Raw genomic sequence first — 18,093 nt, 5'->3', positions numbered from 1 at the left:
GGCTTGAACTGCATCGGACAGAATCAGCAGAAATCCATTGTTTTACGAGTCGAAAATGCCCTGGATTTCAGTCGGAAAGAAATCGTCGAAATTCCAAAATCGAAGTTGTTGTCGCTACCCAAGAATTACATTGAAAAAGAGGTACGTGTATGCAAATCCGGAACTTCCGATTGTCTTGTTTTGCAATGGGTCGATACGGATTCGGACGGAAAGAATGACGCGTTGCTTTTCGTGGCAGAAGTCGCTGCAAAATCAATGGCGAAATTTGAAATATCTGTCAATCCGGATATCAAAATCCCTGAACCTGAAGCCATAACTTTTTCGCGTTTCGTGCCGGAACGTACCGATGATTATGCCTGGGAAAATGACAAAGTCGCATTTCGTGTTTACGGGCCCGATGCACAACAACGCTTTGAACAGAAAAGAGAAAACGGAACACTTTCAAGCGGCATAGATCTGTGGTTCAAACGCACGGAAAAGGCAGTCATAAATAAGTGGTATAACGGATATACATCAGACCCGATGTTTTACCATAAAGATCACGGAGAAGGTTATGATCCGTACCATGTGGGTGCAAGCCGTGGAACCGGAGGAACGGGAATCTGGTATCAGGACAGTTTGTATGTTTCCAAAAATTTCGTGTCGTATAAAACAATCGCCGTCGGGCCGTTGCGGACGATTTTCGAAGTGACGTATGCGCCTTTCAGCCCGTTCCATGTTTCTGAAACCAAACGTATTTCGCTTGATCTCGGAAGCAATTTTTCACGTATCGAAGTGACTTACAAAAATGACACAAAACTTCCGGATTACGCAGTTGGAATTACGTTGCATGACAAGATGGGGAAAACGAATATCGATTTGGCAGACGGCATTTTCCAACACACGGAATCCATAGATGGCAATTGGGTTTCCGAAGCCATAATCATGAATCCGGACGCTATCGAAACGGCATTTGCACACGTGTCGAAAACACCGGACCAAAGCCATTTATTGATTATTGCAAAACCAACCGGAAAACTGGTTTATTTTGCAGGATTTGCATGGGAAAAAAAACGTGATTTCCAGAGCGTATCCGACTGGGAAAAAGCACTTAAAAAGCAAGCTCAAATACAGTCGGATCCGCTGCAGCTTTTTTTCGAATAACGATCAATTCAACTTTCGGTATTCGTTCGGCGTAAACCCGATCATGCTCTTGAACGACCGCGTAAAATGCTGTGGATATTTATACCCTAATTCGTAAGCGATTTCACTCACCGATTTATCCGTATCGAAAATTTTCTCCTTGGCCACATCCATCACTTTGAGCTGGATGTATTCCTGGGCCGTTTTCCCCGTTTCCTTTTTGATGAGATCGCCAAAATAATTCGCTGACAGATTCAGTTCCGCGGCACAATGGCTTACCGATGGAAGACCGATTGTCTGTGGTTTATCAGAAACATAATAGTCTTCAAGCAACGTTTCAAAACGTTCAAGCAAACCCTTATGAGCAGATTCTCGGGTGATAAACTGACGTTCGTAAAAACGCACGCAGTAATTAAGGAACACTTCCAAATGGCTTATGATAAGCGTCTTGCTGTGTTTGTCAATGCCGCGTTCCAGTTCGTACCGGATCATGGAAAAACAATCGGTGATGATTTTTCGTTCACTGTCAGATAAATGCAGCGCTTCGAAAACTTCATACGAAAAGAAATTGTAATCGCGGATGTTCCGGCCCAATGACGTTCCGCGTATAAAATCAGGATGGAACAACAAAGCAGTACCGTGCGGCTGATACCACTCGCCATTGTTTTCCACACCAAGTACTTGTCCCGGTGCTACAAAAACCAATGTTCCTTCTTCATAATCGTAGTAATTGCAGCCATATTTGAGGTCGCCGCATTTGATGTCCTTTAAAAAGATGGTATAAAATCCGTAGACTGTTCTTGAATTCTGTCTTTTGGGGGCTTTGGATAAATCAACCAGGCTCACCAACGGATGATAGGTCTCGTTATTTGAAGCCGCGCAATACTGTCCAACCGTGTCAATTCGCGTTATCTCTTCCATGTCATTCTTCTTTTGGATATACAAATTTACGGCATTACACCGGTGATTTTTATTACAGATTATCGAATCGGTAATAATGGTAGTCAATTCCGTAATTCATATAAGCCGGCCGCTTTTTTACGCTCGAACTTTGTATCACAAGTTTTAAAATACAAAAAATGCAAACGAGAAAACTAGGAAAACAAGGATTGGAAGTATCGGCCATCGGTTTTGGCTGTATGGGATTGAACTTCGGTTACGGTCATTCCGCCACCAAAGACGAAGCCATCAACCTGATACGATCTGCCGTTGAGCAAGGTGTCACCTTATTCGATACAGCCGAAGTCTACGGGCCGTACACCAATGAAGAAATCGTAGGCGAAGCATTGGCTCCATACCGTCATAATGTAGTCATAGCTACCAAATTCGGGTTCAACATACAGGATGGCAAAATGGCAGGCGTAAACAGTCGCCCGGAACAAATCCGCAAAGCGGTCGAGGGTTCTTTGAAACGACTCAATATCGAAACCATAGATTTGCTCTACCAACACCGCGTAGATCCAAACGTACCTATAGAAGATGTCGCAGGAACCGTAAAAGATTTAATTTCAGAAGGAAAAGCCATGTATTTCGGTCTGTCCGAGGCAGGTGCACAAACCATCCGTAAAGCCCACGCCGTGCAGCCGCTGAGTGCGCTTCAAAGTGAATATTCACTATGGACACGAAAACCGGAAGAAGAAATAATCCCGACACTCGAAGAACTCGTAATCGGCCTCATTCCATACAGCCCGCTCGGCAAAGGATTTCTTACCGGAAAACTGGAAAATGCAGACCTAAAAGACAACGACTTCCGCAAAATATTGCCACGCTTTACACCGGAAGCCATGAAAGCCAACCAGGATCTCGTCGATTTGCTCAATGTGGTCGCATCTGAAAAAAACGCAACGCCGGCCCAAATCGCATTAGTCTGGTTGCTCGCACAAAAACCGTGGATCGCACCCATTCCGGGAACGACAAAACTGCACCGGCTCACCGAAAATAACGCAGCGGCAAACATAACGCTCACGCAAAACGACCTGTCCGAACTCGAATCGGTCTTGTCAAAAATCAACGTCGAAGGCGAGCGCTATCCGGAACACCTGCAAAAAATGGTCGGGCTCTAAGGTTGGATTTTCAGGGTTTGGGCAGCTGTTTCCGCCCTCTGTTCCCGCTTTTTTATTCAGAAGGGTGAATAAAAAGAGCTCCACTCGGGTCAGGCTGCACATTGCGAACCATTGAACCTGCCGAATCAAAAGCCTCAACCGGCAATTGACTTACATCAAATTTCAACAATGAAAAAAGTACTCATCATAGGGGCAAGTGGCAGTCTTTCCAAGTATGTGATCGCCGAACTGAAAAACTGGCCGGAAGTACAACTGACCTTGCTCGCCCGCAATAAAAACCGCATTTCGGGGGATATTTCCGGTTGCAAGATCATCGAAACCGATGTCATGGATTATCCGAATTTAAAAACGGCCATCGACGGACAAGACATCGTGTACATCAACCTGGCCGGAAACCTCGAAGCCATGGCTAAAAACATCGTGAAAGCTATGAAAGAAACCGGCGTGACACGGGTTATTGCCATCAGTTCCATCGGAATCTACAAAATGCCGTTGTCGTCAATCCTTGTCCCATACAGGAAACTCGCCGATGTCATTGAATCGTCCGGCCTCGATTACACCATTCTTCGTCCCGACTGGTTCACCAATGGCGACGAAATAGCTTATGCACTGACCCAAAAAGGCCAACCGGAAACAGGTGGCGCGATTTCCAGAAAAAGCATTGCGGCTTTCATAGGCACCCTAATCGAAAACCCGCAATTGCACCAAAACGAAAACCTCGGGATCAGCAAACCCGATTAACTCCTAAACCACGACACAATGACACAACTTCTCTCTATCAGGCACAAATCTTTGGCAATCATCTGTTCCCTATTGATACTGCCCATTTCTGCCTGCGCGAATAAATCGGAAGAGGCCAAAAAACCTAAAGCGAGTGAAAAACCGGCTTTACAAACCACTGCAAGCCCCATGAAAATTGGCGTCATAGGTGCAGGTTGGCTTGGCGGAACAGTCGGTAAACTTTTAGTAAAAGCGGGTCATGAAGTCATGTTCTCCTCGCGTCACCCTGAAGAATTACAGGCTATGGCCAAAGAACTCGGTTCGCGCGCATCGGTCGGTACGCCAAAAGAAGCCGCCGCTTTTGGAGACGTATTGCTGTTCGCGGTTCCGTATGATGCCATTCCGCAATTGGGAATTGATCTCAAAAACGAAATCAACGGTAAAATCGTGCTCGATGCCTGCAACGGCGGAAGCGGCGATTTGGGGAAAGAAGTCGATGCGAACGGAAACGGGCCGACATCTGCCAAATATTTAGCGGGAACAAAACTGGTGCGTGTTTTCAGTTCGGAAGATGCAACTGCCATAGAGGCTTCGTTCGACAGAAAAGAAAACAAACTCGCCATTCCAATTGCCACAGATTTTCCCGACGCGCGTGATGTTGCCGCCCAATTGGTACGCGATGCCGGATGCGAACCAGTAATTGCAGGTAATTTATCAACCGGTGTAAAATTCCAGAGACGAACGCCGGCTTTCCGTGCCAATACCAATGCGACGGAATTGAAGCGTTTGCTCGACCAGACCAAATAAGTTATATGCCCCAACAAAACAACAAAACGACACTTTTGGGAAAGCTTCGGATTCTCCTTAACGTCAATCCATCAGAAACAAAAGCGTTGGTCTGGGCATGGCTGTATGTTTTCGCCATTTTCCTTGCCTACTACGTGTTGCGTCCCATACGTGACGAACTGGGTGTTTCCGGAGGTGTAGAAAATTTACCGTGGCTTTTTACAGGAACGTTGGTTGCCATGATTGCCGTCAATCCGCTTTTTGCATTTGCCGTAAAACGATGGACGCGGGAAAAATTCATAGCCATCACGTATCGGTTTTTTATGCTGAACCTGCTGGTTTTCCTGATATTGATCCAATTCGGTTCATCGACGCATCAGGTTTGGATCGGGCGTGCTTTTTTCATCTGGGTTTCGGTGTTCAACCTGTTCGTCATTTCAGTTTTCTGGTCGTTCATAGTCGATATTTTCAATTCGGAACAAGGCAAACGGCTATTCGGGATTCTGGCTTCGGGCGCAACCATCGGCGGCATTGCAGGGTCGGCATTGACTTCCGGACTTGTAGAAATAATAGGGCAAAGTGGTCTTTTGATGCTGTCGGCTCTTTTGCTTGAAGCAGGTGTTTTTGCAGTGAAACGATTGTCAAAAGTGAACCTCGGTTTCCAGAAGTCAGGTCACGATAATGAATCGGAAAGAGCGTTGGGTGGAGGTGTTTTCTCCGGAATGGGGCATACGTTACGCTCGCCTTATCTGTTCGCCATCGCCTTTTGCATTTTACTGAGTTCCATCGCCTCTACGTTCCTGTATTTCCAGCAAGCCGAAATCGTGTCGGTCAACTTCACCGATAAAGTATCGCGGACGGCATTTTTCGCCAACATCGATTTTTGGGTAAATACCTGCACGCTGTTTCTCCAACTCTTTTTTACCGGTTATCTGGTCAGGTCGCTTGGAGTTGCCCTTATGCTCTGTGTCTTGCCGTTTATCAATATCATAGGGTTTTCGGCTTTGGCAACTTATCCGGTATTGGCCGTTTTTGTTGCGGTTCAGATAGCGACACGGGTGGGGAATTTTGGGTTATCGCGTCCGGTTCGGGAAGTGTTGTTCACAACGGTTTCCCGCGAGGACAGATACAAGGCGAAGAACTTTATAGATACAGTCATTTACCGCACAGGCGATCAGGTTGGGAGTTGGGCATATGCCGGGCTTATCGGCATCGGGCTGACCATGACCGGCGTTTCCATAGTTGCGGTTCCGCTATCGCTGATTTGGCTCGGGTTGAGTTTTTGGCTCGGTCGTCAGCAACATCAAAAACCACATAATCTTTCAACAACAATTTTAAATAACTCCTTATGAAAAAGATACTTCTTCTTTTTATGCTGTCGGTTTGTACAGCCACACTTTTTGCCCAAAACAAAGCTGTTCCGGCAAAAGGATTCGCCAAAATGTCGGCCACCGGAAATTTCCAGGCTTATGACTTCCAGCGCCATGCCGTGGGTGATGATGAGATCCTTATCGACATCCAATATGCCGGAATATGTCACAGTGACCTACACACAGCCAAAGGCGAGTGGGGCGCGATAGATTACCCTATTGTTCCCGGTCACGAAATTGCCGGTCGCGTGTCACAGGTCGGAAAGAATGTCACCAAATTCAAAGTAGGTGATTTTGCAGGTGTAGGCTGTATGGTCAATTCCTGCGGAACCTGCGAATACTGCAAGAAAGGCGAGGAGCAATACTGCCTTAAAGGAAATGTAGGCACATACGCGTCCAAGGATTATTTCCACAACGATGAACTGACCCAAGGCGGTTATTCGAACAAAATAGTACTCGCCGAAAACTTCGCCATCAAAATCCCAAAGAACGCCGATATGAAAAAAGTCGCGCCTTTGCTTTGTGCCGGAGTTACCACGTATTCACCAATTGTCCATAAAAATGTAAAAGCCGGAGATACGATTGCCGTAGCAGGTTTTGGCGGATTGGGCCACATGGCGGTTCAGTATGCGGTAAAACTGGGTGCAAAAGTAACCGTGTTCGACATTACCGAAGACAAACGCGCCGATGCCCTCAAAATGGGAGCCGTGAAATATGTCAACGTTAAAGATCCGGCCCAGCTCAAGGGTTTGGACAATACCTATCGCGTTATCATAAGTACCATTCCGGCAAAATATGATTTGACCATGTACCAGAAAATGCTCAAGCTTGACGGTGATTTGGTCATCCTGGGTTTTCCGGCACAAAAGGATTTACCGAGCATGACATCGGGCGATATTCTGTTTGGCGGAAGACGCAAAATATCGGGGTCGCTCATAGGCGGAATTAAAGAAACACAGGAAATGCTCGATTATTCCGTGGCCAATAATATTTATCCGCAGGTTGAAGTCATTCCGGCAACGGCAAGCGCGATAGATCAGGCCTATACCAATGTGCTTGACGGAAAAGTGCGCTATCGGTACGTGATCGATATGCAGACAATCAAGTAACAAAACGTGCTGAAAATGAAACATCAAAGGAATTTTTGGAATCTAATTTTGGCAATTACTCTATTGTCTGTTTCAGCAATCGCACAAAAAATCGGCAACACAAAACAATACAAAATGACTTCAATCAAAGAGCAAGGGCCGGAAGCTCCAACAGCCTATTTCACCGGAACAGTCCACGTGAACCTGGCGGTAACTCCAGAGGACAAACTCAACGTTGGCCTGGGGAAAGTGACCTTTGATGCAAAGGCCCGAACCAACTGGCACACGCATCCGTACGGCCAGATTTTAATCGTGACGGATGGTATCGGCTATTATCAGGGAAAAGGAAAATCAGTCCAGATCATCAAAAAAGATGATGTGGTCAAAATCCCGAAAAATGTCGAACATTGGCATGGTGCGTCGCATCAGAACAGTATGACGCACATTGCGATAGTTCCTTCAGATACGAATGCGACGGTCTGGATGCAGGCTGTTTCAGATGAAGCGTACGATAAGGCCCTGACAGATGAAAAATCGGCAGTCACTATTTCTGAAAAGGCACACCAAAACCACAACCAGTTATGGCCGGAATATCAATCCAATTTTGCCCAGACCGATCCGGAACTGATACAGGTTTTTGACAATTTCGCTTTTGATGAAATCGTCGGCCATGACAATCTCGACGTCAAAACACGGACGCTTATGATCCTGGCATCGACCATTGCAAGCCAGTCCGTCACTGAATATAAAATGTTTGCCAATGCTGCATTGAATGTAGGTGCGACGCCGGTTGAGGTCAAGGAAATTTTGTATCAGTCGGTTCCTTATGTCGGGATTTCAAAGGTTATTGATTTTGTAAAGGCGACGAATGATATTTTTAGGGAGCGCGATATCAATCTGCCAGTCGAACCCCAATCGACAACAAATCCTCAGACACGCCACGAAAAAGGATTGGCGAAACAGAAGGAAATCTTTGGTGACCGGATTGATGATATGTATAAAAATGCGCCTGACGATTTACTGCATTTCCAGCATTACTTATCGGCAAATTGTTTCGGCGATTATGTGACCCGGAACGGCCTCGATGTCCAAATCCGCGAACTCGCCACGCTTTCATTCCTGATTGCTTTGGGCGGAACCGAAAACCAGATCAAAGGCCACATTCAGGGCAACGCGAATGTTGGGAACGGCAGACAAAAATTGATCGACCTCATGACACAGCTGCTGCCATACGTGGGTTACCCGCGAACGCTCAACGCCGTCAATTGTTTAAACGAAATACTACCACCAAAGAAATAATCATGGGAACAAAACAAGTACAAGCTTACGGAACCGAATCTGTTGCGAATCCGTTGCATCAAATGACCATCAACAGGAGAGCGGTCAAGCCACATGATGTGGAAATGGAAATCCTGTATTGCGGCATCTGCCATTCTGATTTGCATCAAATCAAGAATGACTTTGGGGGAACGAATTTCCCTATCGTTCCCGGACATGAAATCGTCGGGCGCGTGACTGCTGTGGGAAATCATGTGACTAAATTCAAGGTTGGCGATTTGTCGGCAGTCGGTTGCATTATAGACAGCTGCGGCCATTGCGAATATTGCAACGATGGAATCGAACAATTCTGCGATGAAGGTGTTACGTTTTCGTTCAACAGTCCGGATAAGGATTTGGGCGGATCAACTTTTGGCGGCTTCTCGAAAAGCTATGTCTGCCATGAAGATTATGTACTCAAGATGCCTGCTTTTGAAGACCTTGCCGCTGCCGCACCTTTGCTTTGTGCCGGAATCACCGTGTATTCACCTTTGAAACACTGGCAGGCCGGTCCGGGTAAGAAAGTCGGTATTTTAGGAATTGGCGGACTCGGGCATCTGGCCATCAAGATTGCAAAAGCGATGGGCGCGGAAGTCACCGTTTTCACCACGTCTCCGGATAAGGTTGCCGATGCCAAAAGACTTGGGGCTGATAATGCCGTATTGTCTTCAAACCCCAAAGAAATGGCTGAGTACAACCGCAAGCTTCATTTTATAATCGATACGGTTTCGGCTAAACACGATGTCAATACGTATCTGAATTTATTGCGTCACGACGGAAGTGTCGTTCTTGTCGGATTGCCGCCTGAACCTTTGGAAATCGGGGCATTCAATGTTGTCATGGGCCGACGCAGTTTTGCCGGATCGAACATTGGTGGTATTGCCGAAACTCAGGAAATGCTTGATTTCTGCTTTAAGCACAACATTACGTCTGAAAGTGAATCATCGCTATCGACTATGTGAATACGGCGTTTGAACGACTCGAAAAAGGTGATGTCAAATATCGGTTCGTAATCGATATGGCTTCGCTGGAGCATTAACTACCGAATCAACAACACGACTGAAACGCTGCCTAATGGTGGCGTTTTTTTGTTGAAGAATCATCGTTTCATGGCAAAATGGGCACGGAACGTTTTGCTTGCGCCGTTTTCAAAATAGTCTATCGTGAACCAATAATCGCTCGAAGGCATTTGGTGACCATTGTAGGTTCCGTCCCAACCTAAACCTTCCGGGCTTATTTGCTTTAGCAACTTTCCGTATCTATCAAAAATATGGATCGAAGCATTGGTGATTCCGTCGATGTTCCAGGTATCGTGGATTCCATCTCCGTTCGGGGTGAAATATTTTGGATAATCCAGGATCGTGACCGTTGCCGTAAGAAGCGTGCAATAATCGTCAACCACGGTTATGGTATGTGTTCCGGCCAAAACGGAATGGAATACGTTTGAGGACTGCGGATAGAAATCGTCCAATTGATATGAAAACGGACCGCCTCCGCCAACAACAGTGACCGTAATCGTTGGATTATCACTGAATGCGGCAGATTGCTCGATGACCAGGCTTTCTCCTTGAGGTCTTTCACCAACGACAGCATCTACCGGAAGTGAAATACAGCCCGCACTATTCGTCGCGATGACCGTGTATGTCCCAATTTGATACGCATCATATGTGTTTGAGGAAGCACCCGGAATCAAGTCGCTGTCAAGATACCATTGAAACGTATGGTCGGCCGCACTCAGGTTTGTATCCAACGTATAAAATTGAGTCGATGGAAGTCCCGAACCAGGCCGGCAAATCACACCATCGGTGATTCCCGGAATAGGCAACGGAAGTATATTGACCGTTATTGTGATTGGATTTCCTGAACAGCCGTTGTATAGAGGCGTGACGGTATAGGTTACGGTTCCGGCGGAATTTCCGGTCAGTGTTACGTTTTGATTGATTTGGTTTCCGCTTCCGGCAGTGGCTCCATTTGTTCCGCTTTGGGAAACGGTCCAGTCGAAAGTTGTCCCCGCAACGGTCGATGATAAATTGAGTAAGATCGATTCTCCTTCGCAATAATTCAAATCTCCTGTATAAGCTGCCGTTGGTGTCGGGTTGATTGAAATGGCTACCGAATTTGTAAGCGACTGTGTACAGCCGGTTGCGGGCAGTATTATGTTTGTGAGCTGATATGTGGTAGCGACAGATAACGGCAATGTAGTTACAGAAGCGGTTCCGCCGGCATTCAACGTTATGGATTGACTGCTGCCTCCGTTTACGGTGTACGTTATAACAGCATCAGGTGTTCCCGTAAATGTCACAGTACTTGTCTGTCCGGAACAGACAGCAGTTGGACTTGCGTTTATAGATGATACTGTGGGCAGCGGAACGGAGGAAACGGTAATCGATTGATTAAGCGTTTGTGTGCAAGGCGATGATCCGGTGGAAGCGACACTCGAAAGTGTGTATGATACAGCCGTAGTTACGTTTGAAGTCGAGGCAGATGCAGTTCCGCCTGCGTTTAAGGTAACTGTCTGGTTCGGGCCTCCGGTTGCTGCATACGTAACGATCGTGTTCGGTGTTCCCGTAAAATTCAAGGTAGCCGGCGTTCCGTAACAAACCGGCGAATTGCTTGAAAAAGATGCGCTAAGTACATTCGTTACCGTAACGGTCACCGAATCATTTTTAGGCCGGCTGCACGAACTCAAATCGGCCGATGTACAACTTACCAATGTATAGGTAACACTCGCAGACAAAGGAGAAGTTGTGATGCTTGCGGAACCCGACGCGTTCAGGGTTATCGTTTGATCTGAACCGCCATTGATGTTGTAGGTAACTATCGCATCTGGTGTTCCGTTAAAAGTTATGGTAGCCGTATTTCCACTGCATAGGGTTGTGGCTCCCGATATGGTTACATCCGGAAGCGGGATAATGGTAAGTTCTACAGCCGTTCTTGACGTATTGATGCAATTGGTGGTGGCGTTGTATGTTTCGGCATAATAGATTCCCGCAGCAGTAGGTGTGTAGGTTGTGCTGGCAGATTGCAATAAAATTCCTCCGGTAGCTGCACTATACCAATTCACGTTCGTACCTGAAGCAGCAGTTACCGATAGCGAAGGAATAGTTTGGTTACTGCAGATGGTCTTATCCCCGTCGTTTGTGGCAGCAGTCGGTGTCGGTAAGAAATTGACGGTAAAAACATTCGAGATACTCGAACAAAAAGGATTGCCCAAATTGGCTGCATCCTGGGCCGCCCGTACCCGGAAATACGTCGCGGAACTTAAATTGGGTGTCGTGTAAGTGGAACTGGTGGCCCCTGTAATATCTGTCCAGGATGTCGCATCGGTACTTGTCTGCCATTGATAAAAATAAGGCACGGCACTCAAGGTTGTTGCATCCAATTGCAATGAAGTGGGGTTAGTACAGGTAGTATACGTATCTCCGGTGACCGTTGGGCTTGAAACCGTCGTCAAATCGCCACAGGCACTGAACATGATGTCGTCGATCGCCAAATCATTCCCGCATCCGCCCACACCGTTATTCTTCATTTTCAAAACCACCGATGTTTCGCTTGTCGTAGTGAATACCAAGGCGAATTGTTGCCACAGCGGAGCGGAACTGCCAAATATATTTCCGGTATTTCCCGAGCCTAAGAGAACGGTTTCCGTATCGTTCCAGATTTCAAATCGCACGTTGATAGGAATCTGTCCGGCACCGCAATAATTGGTGTTCGGATTATAGACATTCATGAGCCAGGCGGAAAATTCAAACGTGGTGTTGACACATAATCCCGTAACCGTTTTTTTGTAAAAATCGCCGGACGTGACAGCATTGGCATTCATCAGTAACATTTTTCCGTTAGGGCCGTTTGTGGCATCTGGTGTATGGTCTAAGGAATAGTGCCAGGTGGTATAAAGAGAAGACTGATAGTACAAAGTGTATTGCCCATCATTTGGAGCGCCGGTAACAAAAGGATACGTTGTGGTTCCTGCTGGAAGGGCGGGTCCGTATGTTGTTCCGTTGCCAAAATTCTCACTAAAAATAGGGTCGCCCTTACTACCTGTACAAAACCCAAGTTGAGCGTAATTGTTTACGGATGCGAGCAAAAGTAAAAAGACAATTATTTTTTTGATTGGGCTCATCAATTAAGTGAAATAAGGTCTTGGATCAAAACCAGGTAATTCAAAGTCAGCAATAAGATTTTGTTTCAGACCAATAGTGAAATGACACAGTTGGTATTCATAAAAATAAACCTAGTCTTTTACCATTTTTGTTTTTTGATGATATAAAAACCATACAATTCGCAATGATGCATTAAGTCACGCTACACGCCAATTACAACCAATTTATTTGGACTCCAGAAAAATATTGTTGCAGATATAACAGACATCACCAGCTTTTGATGTGGTAATGTACGGTTGGCGAAATCGTTTTAGGGATGCGTGTTTAAATGAAAAAATTCATTTGTGACCTGATTCTGCAATTTTCCGGATTCAGGCCATTTATTGGTTAATTCGCAGCCGGTGTTTTTTCGGTTAATTCAAATTCGCTTTTGAGTCTGATATCTTCTGAGGACGAACCTATCATTACATCGAATTCTCCGGCTTCAGATGCAAAATCAAGGTTCTCATGGTAGAACGAAAGTTTATCGTTATCGATGGTAAACGTGACGGTTTTACTTTCACCGGCTTCCAGTTTTATCTTCTGGAAATCCTTTAGCTCTTTCACGGGACGCACTATTGACGCGAACCGGTCTTTTATATACAACTGGACTACTTCCTCACCAGCGACTTTTCCGGTATTCGTTACTGTCAGCGATAGTTGGAGTGTTTCGTTTTTGCGAATAACCTGTTTTGACAATTTCAAATCGGAATACCCGAATGTCGTATAGCTCAACCCATAACCGAATGGAAATTTTGGTGAGTTCTGCAAATCGATATAAGCCGATACATAGATTTTGTCATCCTCGTTCTTAGCCGGCCTTCCGGTGCTTGTATGGTTGTAATACAACGGAATCTGGCCTTCGGTACGCGGGAAAGTCATAGGTAATTTTCCGGACGGATTGTAGTCTCCAAACAACACATCCGCAATGGCGTTGCCGGCTTCGGAACCTAACCACCATGTATAAACGATAGTCGGCATATTGTCGGCTGTCCAGTTAAAGACCAACGGTCGTCCGGAATTGATTAAAATGACAATCGGTTTACCTGTTTTTTGAAGTTCCTTTATCAGGTCTTCCTGTACTCCGGGCAAATTGATACTGCTGCGGCTTTTTGCCTCACCGCTCATGTTTGGGGCTTCACCAACACTTAGAATGACCACGTCTGCCTGGTTTGCAACCGTTATGGCTTCGTCGAAACCTGCTTTGCTCATATCGCTTATGCCACAACCTTTGGCGTAAAGCAGTTTGGTGTTTTTACCCACCTTATTCTGCAATCCTTCCCATTGGGAAACAATGTAGGTTGAATCGACATCTTTTAGGTCGACGGCCCAGAATCCGTGATTGGCTCTTTTTGGTTTTACCATCGGCCCGATGAAAGCAATCGTTTTGGTGTCTTTTGAAAGCGGTAACACCTTTTTATCATTCTTCAGCAGTACGATACTTTTGGCAGCGACTTCTCTTGCAGCCTTGGTGTTTTCCGGATTATTGAGTTCTTTTTGCTGACGTTTGGCATCGCAATATCTATATGGGTCATCGAATAATCCGAGTTCGAATTTCTTATGTAAAATACGCTTTACGGCATCATCTATCAGGGCTTCGGAAACTCTTCCTTCCTTTACCAATTGAGACAGGTTATACAAATAGGAATTGCTTTCCATATCCATATCGCTTCCCGCTGTGATTGCCGAATAAGCTGCTTCTTTTTTATCTTTGCTGAATCCGTGGTTGACCATTTCTCCAATCGAACCCCAATCTGAAACGACGAATCCGCTGAAATTCCATTTGCCTTTCAGGATGTCGCGCTGGATGTGCTTGTTACCCGTTGCCGGAACTCCGTTGAGGTCGTTAAATGAATTCATGAAGGTTGCCGCTCCGGCATCGATTGCTGCTTTGAAAGGTGGCAGATAGGTTTCCCACAGCATTCTTTCGCTCATATCGACGGAATTGTAATCACGTCCGCCGATAGCTGCTCCATAAGCTAAAAAGTGTTTCGCACAGGCCATAACCGAAGTTAGGTCTCCGAGTTTGTTACCCTGAAAACCTTTGACGCGGGCGTAAGCGATTTTTGAACCCAGATAGGTGTCTTCACCGGCTCCTTCCATGACTCTTCCCCAACGCGGATCACGTGAAATATCCACCATTGGCGCAAACGTCCAGTGAATACCACTTGCCGCAGATTCACGCGCGGAAACACGGGCAGAAAGTTCTATCGCTGCCAAATCCCAGCTTGCGGCTTCGGCCAACGGAATCGGGAATGTGGTTTTGTATCCGTGGATGACATCGAGGCCAAAAAGCAACGGGATTTTGAGACGCGACTGCATGGCCAGTTCCTGATACTTGCGCGTGTATTCGGAACCGAGAATATTGAGCATGGAACCTATTTTTCCCGCTTTGATTTCTTCTTCCTTATTCGGATTGATCGTCAGAGGGCCGGTAAGGGTGTTGTCTCCCGTGTATTGATTCAGCTGACCTATCTTTTCATCCAGGGTCATTTTTGCCAATAGCTCATTTACTTTTTGGTCAATACTTTTTTGCTGTGAAATTCCCGAAAAAGAAAGTAACAGGAACAGTATCGAAATGTAATTTTTCATTTGGATTTGATTTATGACAGACCAAAGCACATGAGCATTCTGGCACTTTTATTCTTAAAAAAAACAGGCTTATTGATATACTTTTACGTAGTCGACAATCATTTTTTGAGGAAAAGGAGTCTGGGCGGTCGGGAAGCCGACATAATTTCCACCTACTGCAATGTTCAGGATCAGGAAGAACGCATGATCGTAAACCCAATCACCTGGGACATCATTTTTAGAGATTCTTTTGTATAGATAATCGTCAACAAAAAAGTCGATTTTATCTGCTGTCCATTCCACGGCGAAGACATGGTAGTCCAAATCGAATCTGCTGTTCTGCAAAGCGTAAGAGCCTGATATGGCGTTTCCGGCAGAATATCCCGGGCCATGGATGGTTCCGTTTACGACATACGGTGTCTGGCCACGTAATTCCATAATGTCTATTTCTCCGCATGCAGGCCACGCCGGTTGGTTATTGGTTGCGCCTAACATCCAGAAAGCGGGCCATATACCGGGGCCGTAAGGTGTCTTCAGGCGGGCTTCGAAACGTCCGTAAGTCTGTTCGAATTTGCTTCGGGTCTTGATACGTGCCGATGTAAATGAATTCCCATTTTGTATTGCGGTAATGACCAGATTTCCGGTTCCGTCCAACGATACATTTTCCGGATTATTGGTGTAGGTTTCGAGTTCCGCATTTCCCCATCCGCCATTGTTTCCAAGGTCGTATCCCCATTTAGTGTCATCTGGCAATGAACCTGCTGAGCCATCGAAATCGTCGGACCAGGTAAGCGTCCAGTTACGGGCCGGAAGGCTTTGCTTATCGTCTTCATTACATCCGCCAATGGAAAATGCAATGACAGATACTAAAGCTATTGCCATTGGTTTCTTGTATCTATTTCTGTTTGAAAAATATTTCATACTGATTTTTTTAAATTTTTGAACTTAACCCCATAAGCTACCCCGATGCAGTTTAATCGGGGTAGTGAAGGGATATATATGCGTTTAAAGCAAATTTGGGGCAGTTGGTTGGGTTAATTTCTGAATAAGATGTTGTCCAGATAGATGTCTCCGTTTCCGTCGAATTTGAGCTGGATTATATTAGCCAGGTTGACCGGAGCGAACTGTGACAAAGGAATATCAACACTATTCCAGCCGCTCGTAGTTGGAACGGTCAGCGCATGAAGTTGTTCCGTTGTAGGGCCACCACTGATCAGGTATACGTTCAAAGCCGTCGAATTCGCGGAATAGTAATCCAGGTGCAGGAAGTTCTTGGAAGACACATCTGTCGCGCTTCCCAATTGAAGTCCCTGATAATTGAGACCGGCATATTTAAGCGTATTGTTTCCGCCGATAGCTACTTGTGAAGCCACGGTTACCTGGCCCCAGTTCGGGTTCAGGTCTGATCCCGCAATGTTGGTGTAAGCGTCGCTGAATACAGAAATTACGTCGCCGGGCGCATACGAAGGAGCTGGTGCAGCTGTAGTCGGAACAGGAGAAATCACGCTTCCGTCGTTGTAGAAATAAATATTATCTGCATAGAAATTGGTGACATTAGCGCCTACAAAAATGAGTTGTGCCAGATGTGCCCTGCCTCCTAAAGCAGCAAATTGCGCCAACGGGATATTAAGGCTGATCCAGTTTTGGGAAACCAGCGTGGGTGCCGTAAAAGTAACCGTGGCATTGGTATCGTTTCCACCGCCAAGCGCTCCGTCTGCTCCGGCATCGATCAATTGAACCTGGAAATTCGCTCCGGCAGGAATTGCGTTCGGAATGTATACGTCAATATGTAAATGTGACATTCCTGAAGCATCGATTGTTGGGCTTGTAAATTCAATACCCACGAAATTGAAATTGGTGTAGTTGAGTACGTTGTCCTGATTTACCGTAAAATCTGCCGATTGCGTCGTTTGGTACGGCTGCCAATACCCGTTGTAGTAATTTACCGGAACATTGGTGTAGGCATCTGAAAATATAGAAATCACGTCTGACGCATCCCGTGTAGGTGTATCCGCGTGCACGAATTCTCCTGATGAATTGATGGTCAGCGATCCCAATGCTTCCACACCATTCACCGTTGCCGTAATAACAGCTGTTCCGGCGCCTACAGTGGTAACCAATCCTTGTTCATCTACGGTTGCAACGGCGGGGTTTGAGGAGGTAAACGTAAAATAAGCCGGTGTTACGTTGACTATCTGGTTTATTCCATTAGGCATGTTAAAGGCACAAACCAGCCCAGCGATAGTATTGGTTACACCGGCGTAAGCTGTCTGGACTAAATTCTGTCCGTTCAAGATTTGCGGCTGTTGCGGATTGATGGTTCCGAGTTTTTCGAATCTGACTTCGTCGATCCAAAACGTATAGCCGTTTCCGTTTTCAGGTCCTTCAGAAATAAAGAACATTCCTTTTTCCTGTGTCAGCTTCGACGGATCCGGAATTGGAATGATGTATTTTCTCCAAACCGTGCTGATCTGCAAACCGTTTATAGCTGCCTGATATTTGTTGTCACCAAAATCATTTCCGAATCCGACAACGTCGATCGTGGCGGCAACGGTACTCTTGGCCCAGAATGTCAATGCATCGTATTGGGTAAGGTCACGTCCGACGGAAGTGTAAAACGAACCTCCGGCATAAGACCCTGCAGGATCGTTTACGTTCGGTACGTCGAATCGCATGGAAGCCGCGGAGTTGTTGTAGGCCACGTCAGCATCTACCTGAAACGCATCTACGACGGCACCTCCGTATGAGGAGAAATTCAGCCCGGCACTAAACGTGTCAATGAATACCTCAGGATTTTTGGAATAAGTCGCTTCTTCAAAATCATTGGGGTCGTTCTGGCAGCTGAAAAAGGCAAAGGCAAGTATCCAGAAGGATAATTGATAGGCCAGTTGGGTTTTAAATCTTTTCATAGTAT

12 protein-coding genes and 1 pseudogene are annotated in these 18,093 nt (G+C 46.0%); 8 read left to right on the top strand and 5 right to left on the bottom strand.

Translation table 11 applies throughout. The annotated features are described in order from the left end of the window. Positions 1–3: 3 nt before the first annotated feature. Entirely contained in the window at positions 4–1,143 is a 1,140-nt protein-coding gene (locus tag G6047_RS11500; RefSeq protein WP_169527760.1) for a DUF4861 family protein, read from the top strand. 3 nt (positions 1,144–1,146) lie between these two features. Here G6047_RS11500 and G6047_RS11495 read toward each other — a convergent pair whose 3' ends face one another. After that, entirely contained in the window at positions 1,147–2,043 is an 897-nt protein-coding gene (locus G6047_RS11495; RefSeq protein ID WP_169527759.1) for a helix-turn-helix domain-containing protein, read from the bottom strand. Positions 2,044–2,201: 158 nt separating this feature from the next. Between G6047_RS11495 and G6047_RS11490 the strand changes: the two genes are divergently transcribed. The 7 genes and pseudogenes from G6047_RS11490 (at position 2,202) to G6047_RS11460 (ending at position 9,505) form a co-directional block, all read left to right on the top strand. Next, entirely contained in the window at positions 2,202–3,185 is a 984-nt protein-coding gene (locus G6047_RS11490) for an aldo/keto reductase (protein WP_169527758.1), read from the top strand. Between the two features lie 168 nt (positions 3,186–3,353). Continuing rightward, entirely contained in the window at positions 3,354–3,926 is a 573-nt protein-coding gene (locus G6047_RS11485) for an NAD(P)H-binding protein (protein WP_169527757.1), read from the top strand. Positions 3,927–3,944: 18 nt separating this feature from the next. After that, positions 3,945–4,712 (top strand): NADPH-dependent F420 reductase, encoded by a 768-nt coding sequence (locus G6047_RS11480; protein WP_211165433.1) that lies wholly within the window; start codon positions 3,945–3,947, stop codon positions 4,710–4,712. A 5-nt stretch (positions 4,713–4,717) separates the two neighbouring features. Next, positions 4,718–6,043, top strand: coding sequence for an NTP/NDP exchange transporter (locus tag G6047_RS11475; protein WP_169527756.1), 1,326 nt, complete (start codon positions 4,718–4,720; stop codon positions 6,041–6,043). After that, positions 6,040–7,170 (top strand): NAD(P)-dependent alcohol dehydrogenase, encoded by a 1,131-nt coding sequence (locus tag G6047_RS11470; protein ID WP_169527755.1) that lies wholly within the window; start codon positions 6,040–6,042, stop codon positions 7,168–7,170. Before G6047_RS11475 ends, G6047_RS11470 begins: the two co-directional genes overlap by 4 nt. A 114-nt stretch (positions 7,171–7,284) precedes the next feature. Beyond that, positions 7,285–8,448 carry a cupin domain-containing carboxymuconolactone decarboxylase family protein gene (locus G6047_RS11465; protein ID WP_169527754.1) on the top strand — a complete coding sequence of 388 codons (1,164 nt, stop codon included), beginning with the start codon at positions 7,285–7,287 and terminating at the stop codon, positions 8,446–8,448. A 2-nt stretch (positions 8,449–8,450) separates the two neighbouring features. Next, positions 8,451–9,505, top strand: a pseudogene (locus G6047_RS11460) (NAD(P)-dependent alcohol dehydrogenase). Between the two features lie 60 nt (positions 9,506–9,565). Here the strand turns inward: G6047_RS11460 and G6047_RS11455 are convergent. The 4 genes from G6047_RS11455 to G6047_RS11440 form a co-directional block, all read right to left on the bottom strand. Continuing rightward, positions 9,566–12,589, bottom strand: coding sequence for a T9SS type B sorting domain-containing protein (locus G6047_RS11455; RefSeq protein WP_169527753.1), 3,024 nt, complete (start codon positions 12,587–12,589; stop codon positions 9,566–9,568). 367 nt (positions 12,590–12,956) lie between these two features. Next, positions 12,957–15,200, bottom strand: a complete 2,244-nt coding sequence (locus tag G6047_RS11450; protein WP_169527752.1) for a glycoside hydrolase family 3 N-terminal domain-containing protein — start codon at positions 15,198–15,200, stop codon at positions 12,957–12,959. 69 nt (positions 15,201–15,269) lie between these two features. After that, the gene (locus tag G6047_RS11445; RefSeq protein WP_169527751.1) at positions 15,270–16,100 is read right to left on the bottom strand and encodes a glycoside hydrolase family 16 protein; all 831 of its coding nucleotides are present in this window, start codon (positions 16,098–16,100) and stop codon (positions 15,270–15,272) included. A 113-nt stretch (positions 16,101–16,213) separates the two neighbouring features. Beyond that, the gene (locus G6047_RS11440) at positions 16,214–18,088 is read right to left on the bottom strand and encodes an Ig-like domain-containing protein (RefSeq protein WP_169527750.1); all 1,875 of its coding nucleotides are present in this window, start codon (positions 18,086–18,088) and stop codon (positions 16,214–16,216) included. Positions 18,089–18,093: the final 5 nt, after the last annotated feature.

Origin of the sequence: Flavobacterium silvaticum (genome assembly GCF_012911565.1) — a bacterium.
In the GTDB taxonomy this organism is placed as follows: Bacteria; Bacteroidota; Bacteroidia; order Flavobacteriales; family Flavobacteriaceae; genus Flavobacterium; species Flavobacterium silvaticum.
Note: the sequence above shows the minus strand (reverse complement) of the source record. Positions and strands in the feature narration are given on the sequence as shown.